An 18,391-nucleotide genomic window follows, 5' to 3' on the forward strand; every position below is an offset into this window, starting at 1 on the left:
CACTATGAAAATAACATAAGGCAAAAAATGTAAACAAAAAAAATCAAAAAATAATGTTACCATTTGAAAGGAAATATGCATGAAAGAAAACACAGAACATTGTGCCTCCTCTACACAGGAAGAATTGCAAGAACAACACTCTGTAATTAATGCAGCCATTTCAAAGCAAATCAATGAAGAAGCGCAAAATTTTTTCTACCCCAATAGCAAAGTGCTTAAAAATAAATACCGCATCAAAGATAAAGAAATATTAAAAGAATGCTGTTCTAATGATGTAAAAAAAGAAATGATAAAACTGCACCAAGAACCTCTACCAGAGCAGTTTAATGCCTCTTATCTAAAATACCTTCATCAAGGCCTCTTTTCCCGTGCATTTGAATGGGCCGGACAAACACGCGAAGAGCCTTTTACATTTGAAGATGGCACTGTTGCTTCTATGCCCATTTTGAAAAGAAAAGAATTTACAAAACCTTTTGCGATTGGCAGAAAAATACAGGAGGGACTAGAAAAGTTAGATAAAACGCTTGCTGAAAAGAATAATTTACAAGGCTTAACGCGCGAAGAATTCGTTGAACAAGCAGCTAGTATAATGATAGATTTGCACCACTTGCATCCTTTCAGAGAGGGCAATAGGCGCACAAAGAGACTGTTTGTTGAAAAACTCTCTCAAGCAGCAGGACATGAGCTAGATTTTTCTCTTGTGAGCAAAAAACGTAAAGACTTTGTCCGCGCCGCTGCCATGGAACATGGCAACCCAGAGCCTATGAAGCATCTGCTTGAAGATATCTCAAATCCAGAAAAATTGCTCCTCTTACGAGAATTCACCAACTCTATGAGAGAGCTTGGATTGGATGAAAAAAATTATCATCTCGCTGTCGTTGCAAAAGAAGGAGAAACCTATCATGGTACCTATAGAGGCAGTGGACCCAATGGCTTCATGCTTGATGCCAACGGGATTTTCATCTTGGGAAATAAAAAAGATCTCACCCCAGAGCAAATACAGACATTAAAAATCGGTGATGCCCTCTCCTTTACAGCACAAAAAGTTCAAAACCCAGAAAAAAACCAGCAAAAAACATTGCTTCCAGAAGAAAAAAGAGCCACTCTTAAAAACGATGAAATAACTGAAAAGAGCAAAGACAACGCATCCATTCAAACAAAGAAAAAAGAACAAGCCCATTTTTCACCGTGGATTGTCCCTCATGCTTTACATGACAGCGTTGAAGTTATGCCCCAAAGTTTGCAAGAACAAGAAAAAGAACAAATGGCACAACCAATTGCTCAATCGGCTTCCGCTATGAGGCAAATGCAAAAAGATTTTCAAAAAAACATTTTACAGAGCAGTAATACAGCGACAAATAATCCAATATCTGTCAAAATGACAAAGGAAACACGCTCTGATCATCAAGAAAGAACAAAACAACCCCAAAAAAAATCAATGGCATACTGGGATACTGGTACAAGAAAAACGGACACCGTCCCTCTCACCTTACAGGAGAAATTATCATCACTGCCTGAAACCGAAGAAAATAAGACAATACATCGTAATTTCTTTTATCCCAATAGTATCACCTTAAAGAATAAATATGGAATAAAAGACTATGGAAAATTAAAAGTGCAATGTGCCCATGATACAACAAAAGCAATCATTCATCTGCGCCAAGAAGCGCCACCACAAAAACTAACCTCCACATATCTCCAATATATTCATCACACCCTATTTAAAAATACTTTTGAATGGGCCGGACAAACACGCGAAAAACCATTTACATTTGAAGATGGTACCGTTGCTTATATGCCAATGATGAAAAAAGCTGGTATTTCTTTTGCCTCAGCAAAACAGATACAGGAGGGTCTAGAAAATTTAGATAAAATACTTGCAGAAACGAATAGTTTAAAAGGCTTAACCCGCGAAACATTTGTTGAACATGTCACTGAAATGTTGATACAGCTCAACTATACACATCCTTTCAGAGAAGGCAATGGACGCACGCAACGAATGTTTTTTGAAAAACTTGGGCAAGTTGCTGGCCACACACTCGACTTTTCTCTTGTAACAGAAAAACGTATGAATCTTGCCAGCATTGCATCGCTAAAACATAACGATAAAGAAGAAATGAAACATCTGCTTGAAGATATTTCAAATCCAGAAAAAACACTTATTTTAAAAGAATTCATGGACAGCATGAAACATATCGGGCTTGAGAGTATTCATCATTATCTTATTATAACAGCAAAAGAAGGTCATACCTATAAAGGCTTTTACAGAGGCAGTGGACCCAATGGCTTTATGCTTGATGCTAACGGAATTTTCATCTTGGGAAATAAAAAAGATCTCACCCCAGAGCAAATACAGACATTAAAAATCGGTGACGCCCTCTCCTTTAAAGCACCAAAAATTCAAAACCAGCAAGAAGTGCTTATCCCCGCACAAACAATAGCCCCCCTTACCAACAATGAAATTGCCACAAGGATAAAAAACAACGCATCCATTCAAGCAAGAAGAAAAGAAATAGAAACTTTGTGCCAAATCATTTATGGCAATCGTCATATTTTGCGGGAAAGAATTGAGATGATCCATGAAAATCATACTGAAGGAGAACAACTCACCTATCAAATTACCACCTCTCCCCAATCGATTTCTAAGCTTTCTGGTAGCAATGTATTTGGCATCAAAAACAACGCGCGCGCCCATGCTGAAGAAAATATTTTTCCCCTCTGTAGAGCCATTGATCGTTATATCAATATTTCTAAACAAACAGAAAGAGACATTCTCCATACCCATCATGTAAAACAAAGGCGGTGTGAACAGTCGGTAGAAATGCCTAAGGCTTGGATGAAAAATCTCCTTTCCTTGTCAAAAGCACAACAGCAAGAAACTTTATCAAACTCTCCTGAATTAAGGGGAGAGATAAGGACTTATATCAAAAAAATCAATGAGCGCTTATCTTCAAATGAGCATGAAGTTATAAAAGAAAATAATCCTGAAAGACTTGCGAAGAGTCTTGGCACATCAACCATCAAAGCAAAAGAGATTATGGAAATAGTCAAGCAGATAAAAGAGATAGAACCGCATATACAACCCATGTATTTTTATAACCATAAATTCGATGAGCGCTTAGCACCAAACCAGTATCAATCTATCCAGCATCAATCTATAAGAAAAATAATGAAAAAAAATGTTCCAACACCCTTGATAAAGAAGCAATTAAAGTGCAAAAAATGACAGAAATCGTCAATCAGAGTCCCAAAAGACAAGAAAATATTCAACCTCACAAAACGGAGCACACAAAAGAAATGGCAATGAATATCTAAAAGGTTTATAAACTTTAACTTTTTTGCCCCCTCTGGTAAAAATGATAGCCTTTACCCCCCCTCTGCCTTCATCGGCAAATCAATTGCACCTCAACGAGAATGGAAACCATGAGAGAACAAATTGATCTTATTTCCTCAGATTTTATCCTCATCAACTGTGAAAAGAAACCTGAACAGGAAAAATGCTGTTGAAAGATCATGTCTTCCTATCCTCTTGTTTATGTAATCTCTAAAACGAAAAGGCAGCCAAATTTGGGGAGAATATAAAGCCGTAAAGATAAAAATAAATCACCAGCTTTACCATCACCTTTTAGCTCAGCCTTACGACTTTTTAAAACATCTAAAGCGCTGTTTTTTTTAATAATGAATAAATAATGGAAATTGCGTATTGCTCCACGCTTTTATTTTATTTGCGTTCTTTAATAGGGTCACACCCCTCACATAAAACAGAACGGTATTGGGTTGCACTATTCACGACATCACACCATAAAGAGAAATTATCATTATATATCCCTACATATCCCTTCAAACTGTTATAATATCACTCGCATATTTCAGTTTGAAAAAGAAATTTTAATTATTTTATGGCAACAATAAAAATTTTAATGCAACAGTAAACAAGGAGCATAAAAAAGTCTTCAAGCACCATTGTTGACAGAAAGATAAACACCGTCGTAAAACGCTTTCAAAAAGTATCCTTGATTAGGATAGAGATCAGATTTTTACGATTTAAAACGCTTTATTTCTCCTGTCATCGCTTCTCTTTTACAACAAAGCTGATATATCTTTATGACATTGATTAAAAAAATTGCAACAGTTGCTTCTGGAACCCTCATGAGCCGTATTTTTGGCTTCGTACGCGAAATGCTTATGGCCGCAGCCCTAGGGACAGGTCCTGTTTCTGATGCCTTTAACGCTGCTTTTCGTTTTCCCAACACATTTCGTCGTTTTTTTGCTGAAGGTGCCTTTAACGCTGCTTTCATTCCTCTTTTTGCAAAAAAAATCACTGAAGAAGGTCACGAAACGGCATGCAAATTTGCAGAAGAAGTCTTTGGCGTTCTCTTTTCGCTGCTCTTACTGTTAACGATTGCGATGGAACTGAGTATGCCTTTTTTGGTACAAACCATTATTGCCCCAGGTTTTACCGAAGATGCAACAAAATTTAACGCTACAATTCACTTTACTGCAATCATGTTTCCCTATTTAACCTGCATGTCGCTTGCTGCCATGATGGGGGGCATGCTTAATGCGCTGCGACGCTATTTTATTGCCGCCATTGCCCCACTCTTTTTAAACATTATTTTGATTGGTGTGCTTGCCTATGCTTGGATCTATAAACTTGACGCTTGGCATATTGGCTTAAATCTCTCTTGGGGTGTATTGGCAGCAGGGCTTCTTCAGCTCACCTTAATTGCCCTTGCTTTGCGTCAAAGTGGAATGAAAATTTCCTTCCGCCAGCCCCATTTAAGTCCTAATGTTCGTAAGCTATTAACTTTAGCATTCCCAGCAGCCATCACAGGTGGCATCACGCAAATTAATTTGCTTATTAATACCAACATTGCTTCTAGTCAATCGGGTGCTGTCTCTTCTTTGATGTATGCTGATCGTCTTTATCAATTGCCTTTAGGCGTAATCGCCATTGCCGTTGCAACCGTTCTTTTACCAGAGTTAACACGTGCTTTGCGGAGCAAAAAGCATAAAGAAACCCACCATTTACAAAATCGCTCTATTGAATTAACATTGTTGTTAACACTTCCAGCATCCATCGCTTTTTTACTGCTCTCCACTCCCATTGTCAGTTTGCTCTTTGAACGAGGACAATTTACCAGTCAATCAACACACCATGTTGCACAATTATTGGAGCTTTATGGACTAGGACTTCCAGCTTTTGTTCTTATTAAGGTCTTTATTCCTAATTTTTTTGCCCATGAAGATACCAAAACACCGATGATTTTTACAGGTATTTGCGTTTTCATCAATATCAGTCTCGCCTTAACATTATTTCCTATTCTATCTGCACGAGGCATTGTTATTGCTGAAATTACCTCTGGATGGGCCAACACCCTTTTGCTGTGGAGTGTCCTTATCAAACGCGGTTATTGGAAATACGACTTCCAACTGATAAAGCGAATATTATGTCTCATGATGGCAACTCTTTTGAGTGCACTAGCCCTCTATTACGGATTGAATGTGTTTGTTTTTTTGTCTTTTCCTTTATCCTCACAAGCATCATTTTTCTTGCGCGCGATCACCTTAGCTGGGATCATGATTGGCATATTTTTGATCTATTTTAGTGCCTATTTTTTATTCAACACCCGTTCCTTTTTTCACACGCTTAAAAATTTGAAAAAACGCTCATAATATCTATACTTTGTCAAAAACAATAAAATGAATAACCTTAATTGAAGAAAGAGCACTCCTATGGATACCTTCACACCACTTGTCTTTTCCGGCGTACAACCGAGTGGTCATTTACATCTTGGCAATTATCTTGGAGCCATTCAGCGTTGGGTTGAACTGCAAAACTCTCATCACTGCCTCTATTGTGTTGTGGATATGCATGCGCTCACAGTCAACCCAGATCCCCTTACTTTACGCGAATCCACCAGAACAGTGACAGCAGCTTTTTTAGCCGCCGGTATCGATCCTCAAAAACACATTATTTTTAACCAATCACGTGTTTTTCAACATGCTGAACTCGCCTGGATTTTTAATTGTGTTGCCCGTATCGGCTGGCTTCAACGCATGACACAATTTAAAGATAAAGCGGGAAAAGATCGCGAAAAAGCATCCATCGGGCTTTTTGCCTATCCCACTTTGATGGCTGCTGATATTTTAGTCTATCGAGCAACGCATGTTCCAGTAGGCGAAGATCAAAAACAGCATGTTGAACTCACACGCGATATTGCACAAAAATTTAACAACGACTATGCACAGCGTATTGCCGAATTAAATTTTGGTATCTCTATGCAAACAGATGAAGAAAAAAGACAAGGCTTTTTTCCCCTCCCAGAGGCGCTTATTGGAACAACAGCCACACGCGTTATGTCTTTGCGCGATGGGACAAAAAAAATGTCAAAATCAGATCCTTCAGATTTTTCACGCATTAATTTGACCGATGACGCTGATCTTATCGCAAAAAAAATACGCAAAGCCAAAACGGATTCAGCTCCACTTCCCGATACCCTTGCCGCTTTAAAAGAACGACCAGAAGTAGATAACCTGCTTGGTATTTATGCCGCCTTTGCCAAAGTTAGCAAAGAAAAGATTCTTTTAGAATTTTCTGGTCAACAATTTTCCCATTTTAAAACAGCTCTAGCCGACCTTGTTGTCCATAAGCTTGCCCCTATAACAGAAGAATTACGTCGCCTTCATCAAGAAAGCGGTTATATCGACTCTGTTTTGCATGATGGCGCTAAACGTGCTAGTATGCTCGCAGAAGAAAATATGAAAAAAATTCGTGAAATTATTGGATTTTTGCACAATACATAAAAATAATAAAACTAAAAACTGTAGAGAGCAAAAAAATCGTTTGTACAAAATAGAGAAAGTGCATGATTTCCAAACCCCAAAATCCGAAAAAAGAACCAAAGAAAAAAAACTTAGTTATTATCGATGAAACACCAGAGTGTCGGCGTGCCGTTGCGTTTGCCGCACAGCATGCCCAAAATACCAGTAGAACATTGGTATTACTTTGTGTCGTTGATAGTGTAGAATTTCAACATTTTCTGGGTGTAAACAACGTTATGCGTACAGAATCAAAGCAAAGTGCTCATAAAATATTAGGAGACATTGCCAGTGAAGTCCGCACCACCCATGCGCTTGAAACAGAAATAGTAGTGCGTGAAGGAAAAAAAATTGATGAGATTTCCAAACTGGTCGACGAAGATAAAAGGATTGCACTAATTGTTTTAGCAGCCAGTGGACATACAGAAGGACCAGGACCCCTTGTTCAATTAATCGGGAATAAAGGAACAGCTTTTTCAATCCCTGTCATTGTTATTCCTAGCAATCTTGCCGATGAAGATATTAGATCTATTGCCTAAAAAATATAATATTCTACAACGTAAGATCTTCCCAAGCCTTCATTATAAAAGGAGAATCTATGTTTATTCAAACTGAAACCACCCCAAACCCTGCAACTCTTAAATTCTTGCCAGGACGCGTGGTTCTTTCTGAGGGCGTATTAGAATTTCGTGACCGTGAAGAAGCAGCTAAAAACTCACCTTTGGCGGCTAAACTGTTTAATATTCCCAATATCAATGGTGTTTTTTTAGGCTATGATTTTATCACCGTAAGCAAAAAAGAAGGAGAATGGCAACATCTCAAGCCCGTCATTTTAGGCACAATTATGGAACATTTTCTATCCAATGAGCCAGTGATCACCACCAACGCTACAACACAAGCACAAACCCATGCCCTTAACGAAGAATTTTATGACGAAAAAGATGCTGATATTGTCTTAACCATTAAAGAGCTCCTTGAAACGCGTATCCGCCCCGCAGTTGCCAATGATGGTGGAGATATTACTTTTCGCGGATTTGAAAATGGTATTGTTTATCTCAATATGCGCGGCTCCTGCGCTGGATGTCCCTCTTCAACAGCAACTCTCAAACATGGTATTGAAAATCTTTTACGTCATTTTATCCCTGAAGTTTTAGGCGTTGAAGCCATGCCACAATAAATCACAATAAATATTGACCTCAATAGGTAAAATAACCACACCGATTGCCCCTCTTCAACAGCGCTCAAACATGGAATGTAAAGATCTTACGTCATTTTATTCCTGAAATTTTAGAAGTAAGCTATGCAGCCATAAAAATAGAGTACTGTTAAAAAAAATCTGTCCAATAATGATACCTTCACCCACCTTTCACCTCCACATATACCTTAAAAAGCTTTCAAAGCTCCCTTTAGGAAACATACGTTGTTTCAACAAACCAATTTACGTACACAGAAGTACAACGCATGAGCGTACATTTTAAATTTATTTTATCTCATAATCTTGTCATGCAATTTTAATCAAGAAAACACGACCTCGTTACAAAAAAGCCCCCAAAAAAAGAAAACATTGCAAGATAGAGTGCCCATTTGCTTCATCTTTCTCAGCTCTCCAAACGACAAATCACGCAAAATACTTCTTGTAGCAAGCCGGCACCATCATCATATCTGCCAGCCCCCAATGTTGCGATAGCCCTTGGCACTTAAGACGATTCAATAGCCCTTGGCACTTAAGACGATTCATAAGAGTCATTTTTAATCCTTTCTTGTACAGTTTTTACCCACACGCCAGCCCCGCTTGTGGTATGCAAGCAAGTGATTTTAATTGATTTAACATGGAACAGATTTGAAATGAGAGAATCCCACGTTATTCGGGGTTCTAATTCAATATGAATAATGCTAATTTATTATTATAAATCAATATGTTGTAGCAGCAAGTTGACAAAGATCACATTTTGCAACTTGAATGAGAATTCTGACATTCTTCTTATTTCAATTCTGTTTATGTTGCACCAATAAAAATCGTCCGCTTACACAGCACAAACTGGATAATAACAAAAACTATTTTTAATAGCGCTTATGCACACTTTTATAAGAGACTGTTGCAGAACTAAGAGCTGGAAAATGAATGACTGTACGACCTTGTCAAGATCATAGCGTCCTTTTTCCATTCTTAAAATCAAGAATTCCCCCCCTATCATTTTCAATCTCATTTCCATAAATATGACGAAAAAGGTGTAACTACCCATAAAAAATAAATACATCGAAGCCAGATCTATTATGGTTGTTTGAGAAATTATCTGATAAAAAGAAAGAATATTTTTTCAATTCAGCAGGAATAAGTTTGTCTACTTTACGGCGTTGTTCTTCTCATAAAGCGCATACTTTTATTGTTGCTTGTGAGTCAATATCCAGTCCCCTCATAACCGCATATTAAAAGAAAAGAAAGAGTCGCTATTTCTCTGCGATACATGGCTTTGCAATAAAGGAAAACATATTGCTTCTATCTGATTGGTGTAATCTATGAAACAAGAAAAGAAGCCCATTGGAGAAAAATATGCCCAATTAGAGAAGAATGTAAAAATAGGAAACCAATGAAATGCAAAAACAATTGCAAGAAAATAAATGCCTAAACTTTTTTCACAAACTCCGACTTTAAACTCATCTGACCAATCCCTGGAATTTTGCAATCGATATTATGATCCCCATCCACCAAGCGAATATTCTTTACCTTCGTCCCCGCTTTTAAAACAGATGAAGCGCCTTTTACTTTCAGATCTTTTATCACCATAACGGTATCTCCGTTTGTTAAAATCTGACTATTGGCATCATAAACAGTATTGACAAGAACCGTATCATCGTTTTTTTGTGGCCATTCATGTGCGCATTCAGGACACACAAAATTTTCACCATCTTCATAAGTATAAAGACAATCACAACGAGGACATTTGGGATATTGGGTCATAAATTCCCCTTATTAAAAGAAAAATCATTCATTATGACTGGTCATAAAGCAAGAAGTGCTTATTGTCCATTATTTTAGAAAAATGTTTCCCTTTGTTTCAATCCTCATCTGTCAACAGTGTTTATGAATGCCCTCATCACATACCATACATGGGTTTATAAAAATGATTGATCATTATACAACTCAAATGAGTCCCCGCATATCATAAAATTTACGCATTTCATTCTCTCTAATAAATTAATCAAAATCATTTTCTTATACATCACCAATGCAATTAACGAATGGATAAAAAAACAATTAGAAAAGGAACATCTCTGAATAAAACGTTCTCAAAGAGCTAAAAACTATTGCAGCATTGAGAAACAAGAAAATGATGTCCCCAACTTAACCTTTTATTTAAGTAAAGATAACAGTCATAATGTTAGAGAACAGACTGATTTATGATCATAGTCAATGGTTTTGTATATTGAATGAGAGCCGATAAATAAGCTGAGATTCTCTCAACCCCTTTTACATTGAAACAACCAAAACCTTTTGCATGTTACAAGTAGGAAAAGCCGTGTAAAACGATTATCCAAAATACTAAATACTCTCAAATATAAGAGCCAACATTGAAAGCGGGCAAAGTGAATAATGGTGCCGTCTTACTCTCTCATAAGCGTAAAAATGGTGCTGCTCAATGAAGGGACGGTTATCCCTTTCAAAGCAACACGCATAAGATGCGTTTTTAGTGTCTTGAGAGAGAAGATTCTTTAAAACAAACATATGAAATGTGCAACAATGATCGTATTTTGTTTTGTATGAGAAACATTCTCCTATTAAACAAAAATTTCTATCAAGCCATTGAGCAAACCCATTGGACATAAATGCTCCGATTATGCTCGATTATAATTTCCTACAGCATTTAGTTTTAAGAATCCGGCAGTTTTAGGAATCCGATTGATATGTAAGAGAGGAAAAAACAAAGAGAGCTTGAAAATGGAAGATCTCCCTTATGCACATAAAATCACGCCCCTAAAATCACACCCATGTGATCAATCATCATACCTTTACAAAAAAACATTCCAATGATCTTAGGTGATAATATCAGGGTGATCTCTCCCCAATGCTTGTTGTATATTTAACAGTTTTAATGCCACCTGTTGCAAAGGTTTAAGAACGTCTTGCGGATTAAAATTGTGTTTGCGCGGATCACTTTCATATTGTTCAAAATAAAGCCGTAAAGTAGCACCTAGCGTCCCTGTTCCCGACAAACGAACCACCAACCGTGCGCCATTCTCGAAAAAAATACGGATACCTTGCTGCGTACTAACGCTCTGATCAACGGGATCATGATATGTAAAATCATCTGCTTTTTTGACGAAAAATCCAGCAATTTCAGTTCCTGCATGTGGTAAGTGCGCACGCAAATGCTCTATAATTTCCAAAGCTTTGTCTGCTTCGACTTCTTCATAATCATGCCGTAACGTGTAAAAACGCCCATAGGTGTGCCAATGCTGTTGAACAATTTGTGCGACAGTTTTTTCTGTTACCGCTAAAAGATTTAACCAAAATAATACAGCCCATAAACCATCTTTTTCGCGGATGTGATGAGAGCCCGTTCCAAAGCTTTCTTCACCACAAAAGGTTACTTTTCCCGCATCCAAAAGGGTTCCAAAAAACTTCCATCCCGTTGGCGTTTCAAAAAAGTTTAGTCCTTTTTTTTCCGCAACCAGATCAGCAGCACGCCCCGTCGGCATAGAACGTGCTATCCCCACCACGCCTTTCCGATATCCTTTAATGAGGTGTGCATGTTCAGCCATAATAGCCAAAGAATCCGAAGGCGAAACAAATTGTTGACGACCAATAATGAGGTTACGATCTCCATCACCATCAGAGGCTGCGCCAAGATCTGGTCCTTTCTCTGACATCAATAAATCATAAAGAGCCTTGGCATAAACCAAATTGGGATCTGGATGACCGCCTCCAAAATCTGGCAAAGGAATACCATTAACCACCGTCCCTTCAGAAAATCCTAAACATTTTTCAAAAATTTCATGAGCATAAGGCCCTGTTACCGCATGCATGGCATCAAACCGTAAAGTAAGACCTCGATCAACGGCCTTGGCAATACAGTCGAAATCAAAAAGCTCCTGCATCAAAGAAACATAATCAGCGACAGGATCAATAATATCAATCCGCATGGCTCCCATAAAGATCGTACCTTGCCTATCTAAATCAATATCTGGTGCTTCAAGAATTTTATAAAAAGAAAGACGTTGCGATGTTGCAAAAATAGCATCACATAAAGAATTAGGAGCGGGCCCACCATTGGAAACATTGTATTTAATACCACAATCTCCTTCTGGACCACCAGGATTATGGCTTGCAGAAAGAATAAGTCCACCATGGGCATGAGTTTTACGAATAAGATGCGAAACGGCAGGTGTAGAAAGAATACCGCCCCTTCCCATTTTAATAAGAGAGACACCATGCGCCGCCGCCATCTTCAACACAATCTGAAGGAGAGTACGATTAAAAGTGCGCCCATCCCCCCCAAGAATCAACATTTTTCCTTCAAGAGGCCCAATGTTATTAAAAAGAGACTGTATAAAGTTTTCTACATAATGGGGTTGTTGAAAAACAGACACTTTTTTGCGCAAACCAGACGTTCCCGGTTTTTGCCCCTCAAAAGCCGTGGTTAAAACTGTCTTTACGGTCATATCAATCCTTCATATTCTTTCCTTTAACTTTAAGGTGAAGAGTATCCAAAGTCGACCATTAATTCTACTTGACGGAAGTGTGAAATATTTGCACACTCACCAGAAGTAAGAATTTTTAAAGAAGCCCTTTTATTTAAAACGCTTTTTGCCATATGTTTTTAAATACGAAGGCTGTTTTAAAACAAAATTTTCGTAAAAGAATACAGGAGCATCATGATGATGAAAAAAACAGTTCCCAATGTAACATTCCACACACGCGTACGCGATGAATCAGTGGATGGAGACAATCCTTATCGGTGGCAAGAAGTTAACAGCGATGCTTACTTTAAAGGAAAGCGTGTTATTCTTTTTTCTCTTCCTGGAGCTTTTACCCCTACTTGCTCAACCTTTCAGCTGCCTGATTTTGAAAAACTCTATGATGAATTTAAACAAGCGGGTATTGATGAAATTTATTGTCTTTCCGTCAATGATGCTTTTGTCATGAATGCTTGGGGAAAAGCACAAAATATCAAAAACGTGAAATTAATTCCCGATGGCTCTGGTGAATTCACGCGCAAAATGGGTATGCTGGTTGCAAAAGACAATGTTGGTTTCGGCATGCGATCATGGCGCTATGCAGCTGTTATTAATGATGGTGTGGTTGAACAATGGTTCGAAGAAACAGGTTTTTCAGATAATTGTGCAACAGATCCTTACGAAGTTTCTTCACCACAAAATGTTTTAAAAGCCTTGAAAAGCTAATTCCCCCAATCGTCTATTTAAACAAAATTTTACGACACAAATCTCCCTCCTCAGGAAATTTGTGTCGTTTACTTTTTGCAACCTCTATTCGTGAAAGCAGACACGATAAGTTGATTGTGCGCCTTCAGTGAGAAAATATTCCAACAATAATTTTTCAATAAATCTTTCATGTTTTAACGGCTTTGCAAAAGCTTGGAAAATTGCCGATGAAAAATCCCGTTGTGGGACTAAAAAATCAAAGAGTTAACAGCTGTTGCACGCTATCAAAAAATGAGGATGCAATTGCCAAATGCGCAAATTCATGCAAAACTCTCTCGGAAACATCAAGGATTAACATATAGATAAACTATGCAAAATCAACGCTCAGCTCCTCATATTGAGAAAACCTTTATGTTGAAAATGGTTTGATTTATAGAGATAATTTATAATTTTGCATATTGAATGTGAAAGCTGAATATCATAAGAGTGTCTCATTTTATCCCTTCTTATATTGCAACCATCAAAACCATTTTCTTGCCCACGACATGTGGGATTGGCATATGAATAAACGATTAAAAAGAGTGGAAATGCTTCTCGTAAATGCTTTCAAAGGCGAAAGCTGTGAACATCAAGACTGCAAGGTTCACAAAAGCATCAAGAGGGAAAATACAGATCAAACATTTGTTTGAAGAGGCGCACAGTTCAAATTAACTTATGTCTCATAAAAAGAAGCAAATATGGTATAAAAACTGCTCTGCATAAAGAACCGTTTATAAAGAAGATTCAATCAAAAAAATCCCGCAAACATTCCAATTCACATACCATAAACAGACTCATTACTGTTCTCATAGCCATTTATTCTAAGCTTTTATTTTTCTCTAAGAGAAAAACGGTTAAAGAAGTTGTTTATTCGGGTATTCTACCGTAAAGTGTGCTTCTATCTCTTCCTCTTCATCAAACTCAAAATCTTCATCACATTCAGGAAGACCAAAAATATCTGGATTGATGAAATAACAATCTTTTTTTGTCCCCTTCGCTACAATTTTATTTGTTTCTAATTCTTTGATACCTTCTTTAAAACTTTCAAAATTAAGATATTCTGGTTCTTGAATTGAAAGATCGCAAGTCAAAAATTCTTCAAGAATATCATGATCCAATGTTATCTGATCAAACCATAAATCCACATCATCCCCCTCATCTAACATTTTCCCTACCTGCCACAACATCACAAAAAATGCTTTCATACCACTAAATGATAGCCCAAAAATCATACGCCGACACGACGAGGCGCCTGAAAAGGTAATTTGCGGAAGATCTTCAAATCCGAAATTTGAAGGAGGAAGTTTAAATGATTTTCCAATATTCTCAGGTCTTTCAAGAATAAAGGGATTTCGTTCATAGAGCAGAGTAAAATCATATTGGACCATTTTCATTTCTCCGTTAAAGAATTGACTTTATGAAAAATGCATATTATTAGTAAGTTACCATTATGGCAGCTTACAATTCATCCAAACATGCTCCTGTAAAAAATTGTTCGATTTAAGTCATTCCATTGTTTTTTGAAGCTTAAAAAGTCTTTTAGGATAAAACGCTCTAGTTCTCCCTCCTTTTGCAATAAGGCTAGATTTTGTAATGTCCAAGAAGAGAACATCAAAGGATTTGATACTCATAGATGAGAATTCAAAGATGAAGCCAATATGAACTTGTCAATATTTTTATAAACTTTTGCAGAAGCTTTACGTGAAACCCTTTAATTTTCTCAGAGTTTTTGTTCGTTACAATTTTTTTTGCTCATTTTAACGCATTATCATCGCATCCTCAGAAGGGCACGTTTTATAGCAAATAGCGCTTATTTATCTCTTAAAAAATCTCTCTTTTATGCCGCACGCACTTCAAAACCCCGCTTTTGAACGCGTGCACCAACACGTATAAACGAGCAAAGCACAAATTTTAAAAATTGAATTTCAAATTTCCAAAATATTTCAAACAATCACTTCGATAAAGACCTTTACCATTATCATTTTTGGGCGGCTAAAATATCCTGTACTGTTTTGACCAATTGTTCTTCATCAACCGTCACTTGTGCTGGTCGACTTTCACGCCATGTTTGATTATCCTTAATTTCATGAGACAAACGCGCCCCTTCAATCAAATCTTTAATCTGTATTTTTCCGCTCTCACGTTCTTGTGAGCCTTGGATAACCACACAAGGCGCTTGGCGTCGATCTGCATATTTCATCTGCGCTTTTATCCCCGATGCCCCCAAATAGAGCTCAGCACGAATTCCCGCACCACGCAACTGCATCACCATTTTTTGATAACCAGCAACCGCCTCTGGCTCTTTATCCATCATCAGCACCACAACCGGCCCTGTTGTCTCCTTCATAGGCAACTTTCCAAGATTTTGCAAAGCAGCGATCAAGCGTGAGACCCCGATTGAAAAACCTGTTGCTGGAATATTTTCACCACGAAAGCGTGCCACCAATCCATCATAGCGCCCACCACCACCAACGGAGCCAAAAACAACTTTCAGCCCATCATCATTGAAAACATCAAACAGCAACGTAGCCTCAAAGACAGGACCTGTATAATAATCCAGTCCACGCACCACCGATGGATCAATCTTGATACGATTCTGAAAGCCATTTGCGGCAAAAATTGCTTGCATTTCCTCAAGCTCACAAATTCCCTCACGCCCTTGAACATGATCACCAACCACTTCTTTAAGAGCCTCAAGCGTTTCTTCTGCTGTTTCAGCTCCAGCAGCAGTTAAGGTAAGAATACACTCAATCTCTTTATCCTTAAGCTCCGCCCCTTTTGTAAAGTCACCACTTTCATCCAAACGCCCTTTTCCCAAAAGCAAACGCACCCCTTCAGAACCAAATTTATCCAGCTTATCAATTGCTCTTAAGACAGTTAAGCGCTTTTCAGCCTGCTCATTTCCCCCCAAACCAATTTTCTCTAAAACACAATCGAGAATTTTTCGGTTGTTCAGACGAATGGCATATTCATGATGCTGAAACCCTAGTTTTTCCAAACTATCGGCTGCCATCATACAAATTTCGGCATCAGCTGCTACCGTTGGTGTTCCAACAATATCCGCATCAAACTGCATAAATTGCCGAAACCGCCCTGGACCTGGTTTTTCATTGCGAAAAACAAAGCCAAGACGATAACTGCGATAAGGCTTTGGCAAAACTTCAAAATTCTCGGCAAAATAACGAGCAAGAGGCGCGGTAAGATCATAGCGCAAAGACATCCATTGCTCATCATCATCTTGTAGCGAAAAAACGCCCGCATTTGGACGATCTGAATCCGGTAAAAACTTACCCAGCACATCTGTATATTCAAAAATTGGTGTTTCCAGTGCTTCAAAACCATAAAGTTCATAAACTTCACGAATTTGCGCAATCATTGTTTCAGTTGCATACAACTGTGCACTTGTACGATCAACAAAACCCCGGGGTAAACGGGCTTTGGTTTTTTCTTGTTTTGATAACATATTTTTCTCTAACAACAATATATATTCACCGATAACGTGTGTCTATCTTATAGAAACAAACGCTGCAATAACTTTATCAACTGGAAACTGGTAACAATATACATAAGCTTTTGCTTTTAAAAGATGCAAACCTTTACCCTTAAGGCAATCTACTGAAAATATTTGCATTTTCAATAGGAACATAGCCCCCCGCTCAACATGAAATGCCCGCTTAACATTCAATGAAAAGACATCTGTGCTTGTTGAAAGAAACCTCAAAGCGACTGTTGATTCTGGATAAATCGGAAGCATCCCCCTCAAAAGCCCTCCCTTTCAGAATTCTTCAGATTTATTACAGATGCAAAAATCCTCAAGACATCAGTGTGCTTTGCGCTTGTTCTGCAAAATGATTGATAACATTTTTTAAATCAACAATATTTCGTCCAGCATCTGTAATAGAGCGTGATACAGAGGGAATAACATTCTGCCAAAGTCTTTGTGGAAATTGATTTGCTAGTTGTGTCATTGTTCCACCTTGAGCGCCAATACCCGGAACAAGAAACAGACTATTTTTTAACTGCTCGATTGTGTCTTTTGATTCAGATCCTAATGTCGCTCCTATAACCGCACCTATGGGGCCAATATTATGATGAATAACCGAAGACTGACTATTATAATCACAAATACACTGTGCAAGATGAAGAGAGAGTGTCTGATCACCAATAAGCGCATTTCGTATTTGTTTCCCCTCTGGATTAGAAGACTGAACAACCACAAAAACCCCTGCTCCTGCTTCTTCTGCAACCTTTATCAGAGGAATAAGAGCATCAAAACCCAAAAAAGGATTAACTGTCATGGCATCCACCTTGAACGCACTACTTGGACCAAGCCAAGCCTTACCATAGGCTTCAGCAGTAGAGCCAATATCCCCCCTTTTTGCATCCGCCAGAACCAATATGCCTTGTTCGTGTGCATTTTCAATCAGTTCTTTGAGAGCTTGAAGACCTTCCACACCATATAATTCAAAAAATGCGACTTGCGGCTTTATAATACCCACTTTACCAACAACTGCTGTTAAGAGAATATCACAAAAATCTTTTAGACCTTTATAATCAAAGCTTAGTTTCCACGATTGCAAAACTTTATGGCTCGGATCAAAGCCAATACAAAGAGATCCATAGATTTCACGATTTTTAAAAAAAGTTGAACGAAACATTTTATATCCTAACAAGATCTCTCTTTAAACTTTTTGATACAATCAAAAAGAAAAGCATTTGTCAAAAGAATACAATAGCGAAAACACAAAGAAAGATCTCTCTATACAAAATGTGCTTTTATTTATGAAACATAAATATATTCCCATTCGTAACGCTTATCATATGTTTATCAACCAAAACATTGTCATGAGATAAAAATTCAAATTTATGAAAGAATATAAACAAAACAGCATCTATATTATAGCATCTATATTATAATGACCTCATAAAGCCCTATAGACATGCCTTGTCGTTTTCACCCCCCTTTTTTATGATCAACAAAAACTCTCTATGAACGCGCTTTAAACAAAGTTTCAAAAGAAAATGCCCCACCATGATGGTCTCGATCTTAGCTTTAGATCTTTCCTATTCCTTTTGGCGCATATCTTTATCCCTTTTGGAACATAATTAGCAAAAAGGCATTGTATCTCCAGCATATTCAAGGAGATAA

Annotated in this window: 10 protein-coding genes and 2 pseudogenes; 6 read left to right on the top strand and 6 right to left on the bottom strand. The window is 37.8% G+C overall.

What is annotated here, in order from left to right:
* Positions 1 to 79 precede the first annotated feature (79 nt).
* Positions 80 to 3,315: pseudogene (locus tag ACFIK2_RS01565) on the top strand (BID domain-containing T4SS effector).
* Between the two features lie 221 nt (positions 3,316 to 3,536).
* Here the strand turns inward: ACFIK2_RS01565 and ACFIK2_RS01570 are convergent.
* A pseudogene (locus tag ACFIK2_RS01570) lies at positions 3,537 to 3,781 on the bottom strand (integrase); the annotation flags it as partial.
* 323 nt (positions 3,782 to 4,104) lie between these two features.
* Between ACFIK2_RS01570 and murJ the strand changes: the two are divergent.
* The 4 genes from murJ (at position 4,105) to ACFIK2_RS01590 (ending at position 7,999) form a co-directional block, all read left to right on the top strand.
* The gene (murJ, locus tag ACFIK2_RS01575) at positions 4,105 to 5,676 is read left to right on the top strand and encodes a murein biosynthesis integral membrane protein MurJ (protein WP_375634385.1); all 1,572 of its coding nucleotides are present in this window, start codon (positions 4,105 to 4,107) and stop codon (positions 5,674 to 5,676) included.
* A 60-nt stretch (positions 5,677 to 5,736) separates the two neighbouring features.
* Positions 5,737 to 6,807 carry a tryptophan--tRNA ligase gene (trpS, locus tag ACFIK2_RS01580; protein WP_375618293.1) on the top strand — a complete coding sequence of 357 codons (1,071 nt, stop codon included), beginning with the start codon at positions 5,737 to 5,739 and terminating at the stop codon, positions 6,805 to 6,807.
* A gap of 62 nt (positions 6,808 to 6,869) precedes the next feature.
* Positions 6,870 to 7,361: a universal stress protein gene (locus ACFIK2_RS01585; protein ID WP_375618294.1), complete on the top strand. Its 492-nt coding sequence runs from the start codon at positions 6,870 to 6,872 to the stop codon at positions 7,359 to 7,361.
* A gap of 59 nt (positions 7,362 to 7,420) precedes the next feature.
* Complete coding sequence (locus tag ACFIK2_RS01590; RefSeq protein ID WP_375612176.1) at positions 7,421 to 7,999, top strand: NifU family protein; 579 nt, start codon at positions 7,421 to 7,423, stop codon at positions 7,997 to 7,999.
* Positions 8,000 to 9,445: 1,446 nt separating this feature from the next.
* On the opposite strand, the gene ACFIK2_RS01595 is transcribed toward ACFIK2_RS01590, so the two are convergent.
* Both ACFIK2_RS01595 and ACFIK2_RS01600 read right to left on the bottom strand, forming a co-directional pair.
* Positions 9,446 to 9,781 (bottom strand): zinc ribbon domain-containing protein YjdM, encoded by a 336-nt coding sequence (locus ACFIK2_RS01595; RefSeq protein WP_375634748.1) that lies wholly within the window; start codon positions 9,779 to 9,781, stop codon positions 9,446 to 9,448.
* Positions 9,782 to 10,854: 1,073 nt separating this feature from the next.
* Positions 10,855 to 12,483, bottom strand: coding sequence for an alpha-D-glucose phosphate-specific phosphoglucomutase (locus tag ACFIK2_RS01600; RefSeq protein WP_375634747.1), 1,629 nt, complete (start codon positions 12,481 to 12,483; stop codon positions 10,855 to 10,857).
* 216 nt (positions 12,484 to 12,699) lie between these two features.
* Between ACFIK2_RS01600 and ACFIK2_RS01605 the strand changes: the two genes are divergently transcribed.
* Positions 12,700 to 13,224, top strand: a complete 525-nt coding sequence (locus ACFIK2_RS01605) for a peroxiredoxin (protein WP_375634401.1) — start codon at positions 12,700 to 12,702, stop codon at positions 13,222 to 13,224.
* A gap of 872 nt (positions 13,225 to 14,096) precedes the next feature.
* Here the strand turns inward: ACFIK2_RS01605 and ACFIK2_RS01610 are convergent.
* The 3 genes from ACFIK2_RS01610 to pyrF form a co-directional block, all read right to left on the bottom strand.
* Positions 14,097 to 14,630, bottom strand: a complete 534-nt coding sequence (locus ACFIK2_RS01610) for a replication protein (RefSeq protein WP_375618298.1) — start codon at positions 14,628 to 14,630, stop codon at positions 14,097 to 14,099.
* Positions 14,631 to 15,220: 590 nt separating this feature from the next.
* Complete coding sequence (gene hisS, locus ACFIK2_RS01615; protein WP_375634746.1) at positions 15,221 to 16,705, bottom strand: histidine--tRNA ligase; 1,485 nt, start codon at positions 16,703 to 16,705, stop codon at positions 15,221 to 15,223.
* A 349-nt stretch (positions 16,706 to 17,054) separates the two neighbouring features.
* Positions 17,055 to 17,900 carry an orotidine-5'-phosphate decarboxylase gene (pyrF, locus tag ACFIK2_RS01620; protein ID WP_375676833.1) on the bottom strand — a complete coding sequence of 282 codons (846 nt, stop codon included), beginning with the start codon at positions 17,898 to 17,900 and terminating at the stop codon, positions 17,055 to 17,057.
* Positions 17,901 to 18,391: the final 491 nt, after the last annotated feature.

Source organism: Bartonella sp. AP88XZML (assembly GCF_042195565.1).
Taxonomy (GTDB): Bacteria; Pseudomonadota; Alphaproteobacteria; order Rhizobiales; family Rhizobiaceae; genus Bartonella.

Bases quoted from the DNA above. Each gene is read 5' to 3' on its own strand.
- ACFIK2_RS01585 (WP_375618294.1), top strand. From the start codon at position 6,870: ATGATTTCCAAACCCCAAAATCCGAAAAAAGAACCAAAGAAAAAAAAC.
- ACFIK2_RS01600 (WP_375634747.1), bottom strand. From the start codon at position 12,483: ATGACCGTAAAGACAGTTTTAACCACGGCTTTTGAGGGGCAAAAACCG.
- ACFIK2_RS01610 (WP_375618298.1), bottom strand. From the start codon at position 14,630: ATGGTCCAATATGATTTTACTCTGCTCTATGAACGAAATCCCTTTATT.
- trpS (WP_375618293.1), top strand. From the start codon at position 5,737: ATGGATACCTTCACACCACTTGTCTTTTCCGGCGTACAACCGAGTGGT.
- ACFIK2_RS01590 (WP_375612176.1), top strand. From the start codon at position 7,421: ATGTTTATTCAAACTGAAACCACCCCAAACCCTGCAACTCTTAAATTC.
- hisS (WP_375634746.1), bottom strand. From the start codon at position 16,705: ATGTTATCAAAACAAGAAAAAACCAAAGCCCGTTTACCCCGGGGTTTT.
- ACFIK2_RS01595 (WP_375634748.1), bottom strand. From the start codon at position 9,781: ATGACCCAATATCCCAAATGTCCTCGTTGTGATTGTCTTTATACTTAT.
- pyrF (WP_375676833.1), bottom strand. From the start codon at position 17,900: ATGTTTCGTTCAACTTTTTTTAAAAATCGTGAAATCTATGGATCTCTT.
- murJ (WP_375634385.1), top strand. From the start codon at position 4,105: ATGACATTGATTAAAAAAATTGCAACAGTTGCTTCTGGAACCCTCATG.
- ACFIK2_RS01605 (WP_375634401.1), top strand. From the start codon at position 12,700: ATGATGAAAAAAACAGTTCCCAATGTAACATTCCACACACGCGTACGC.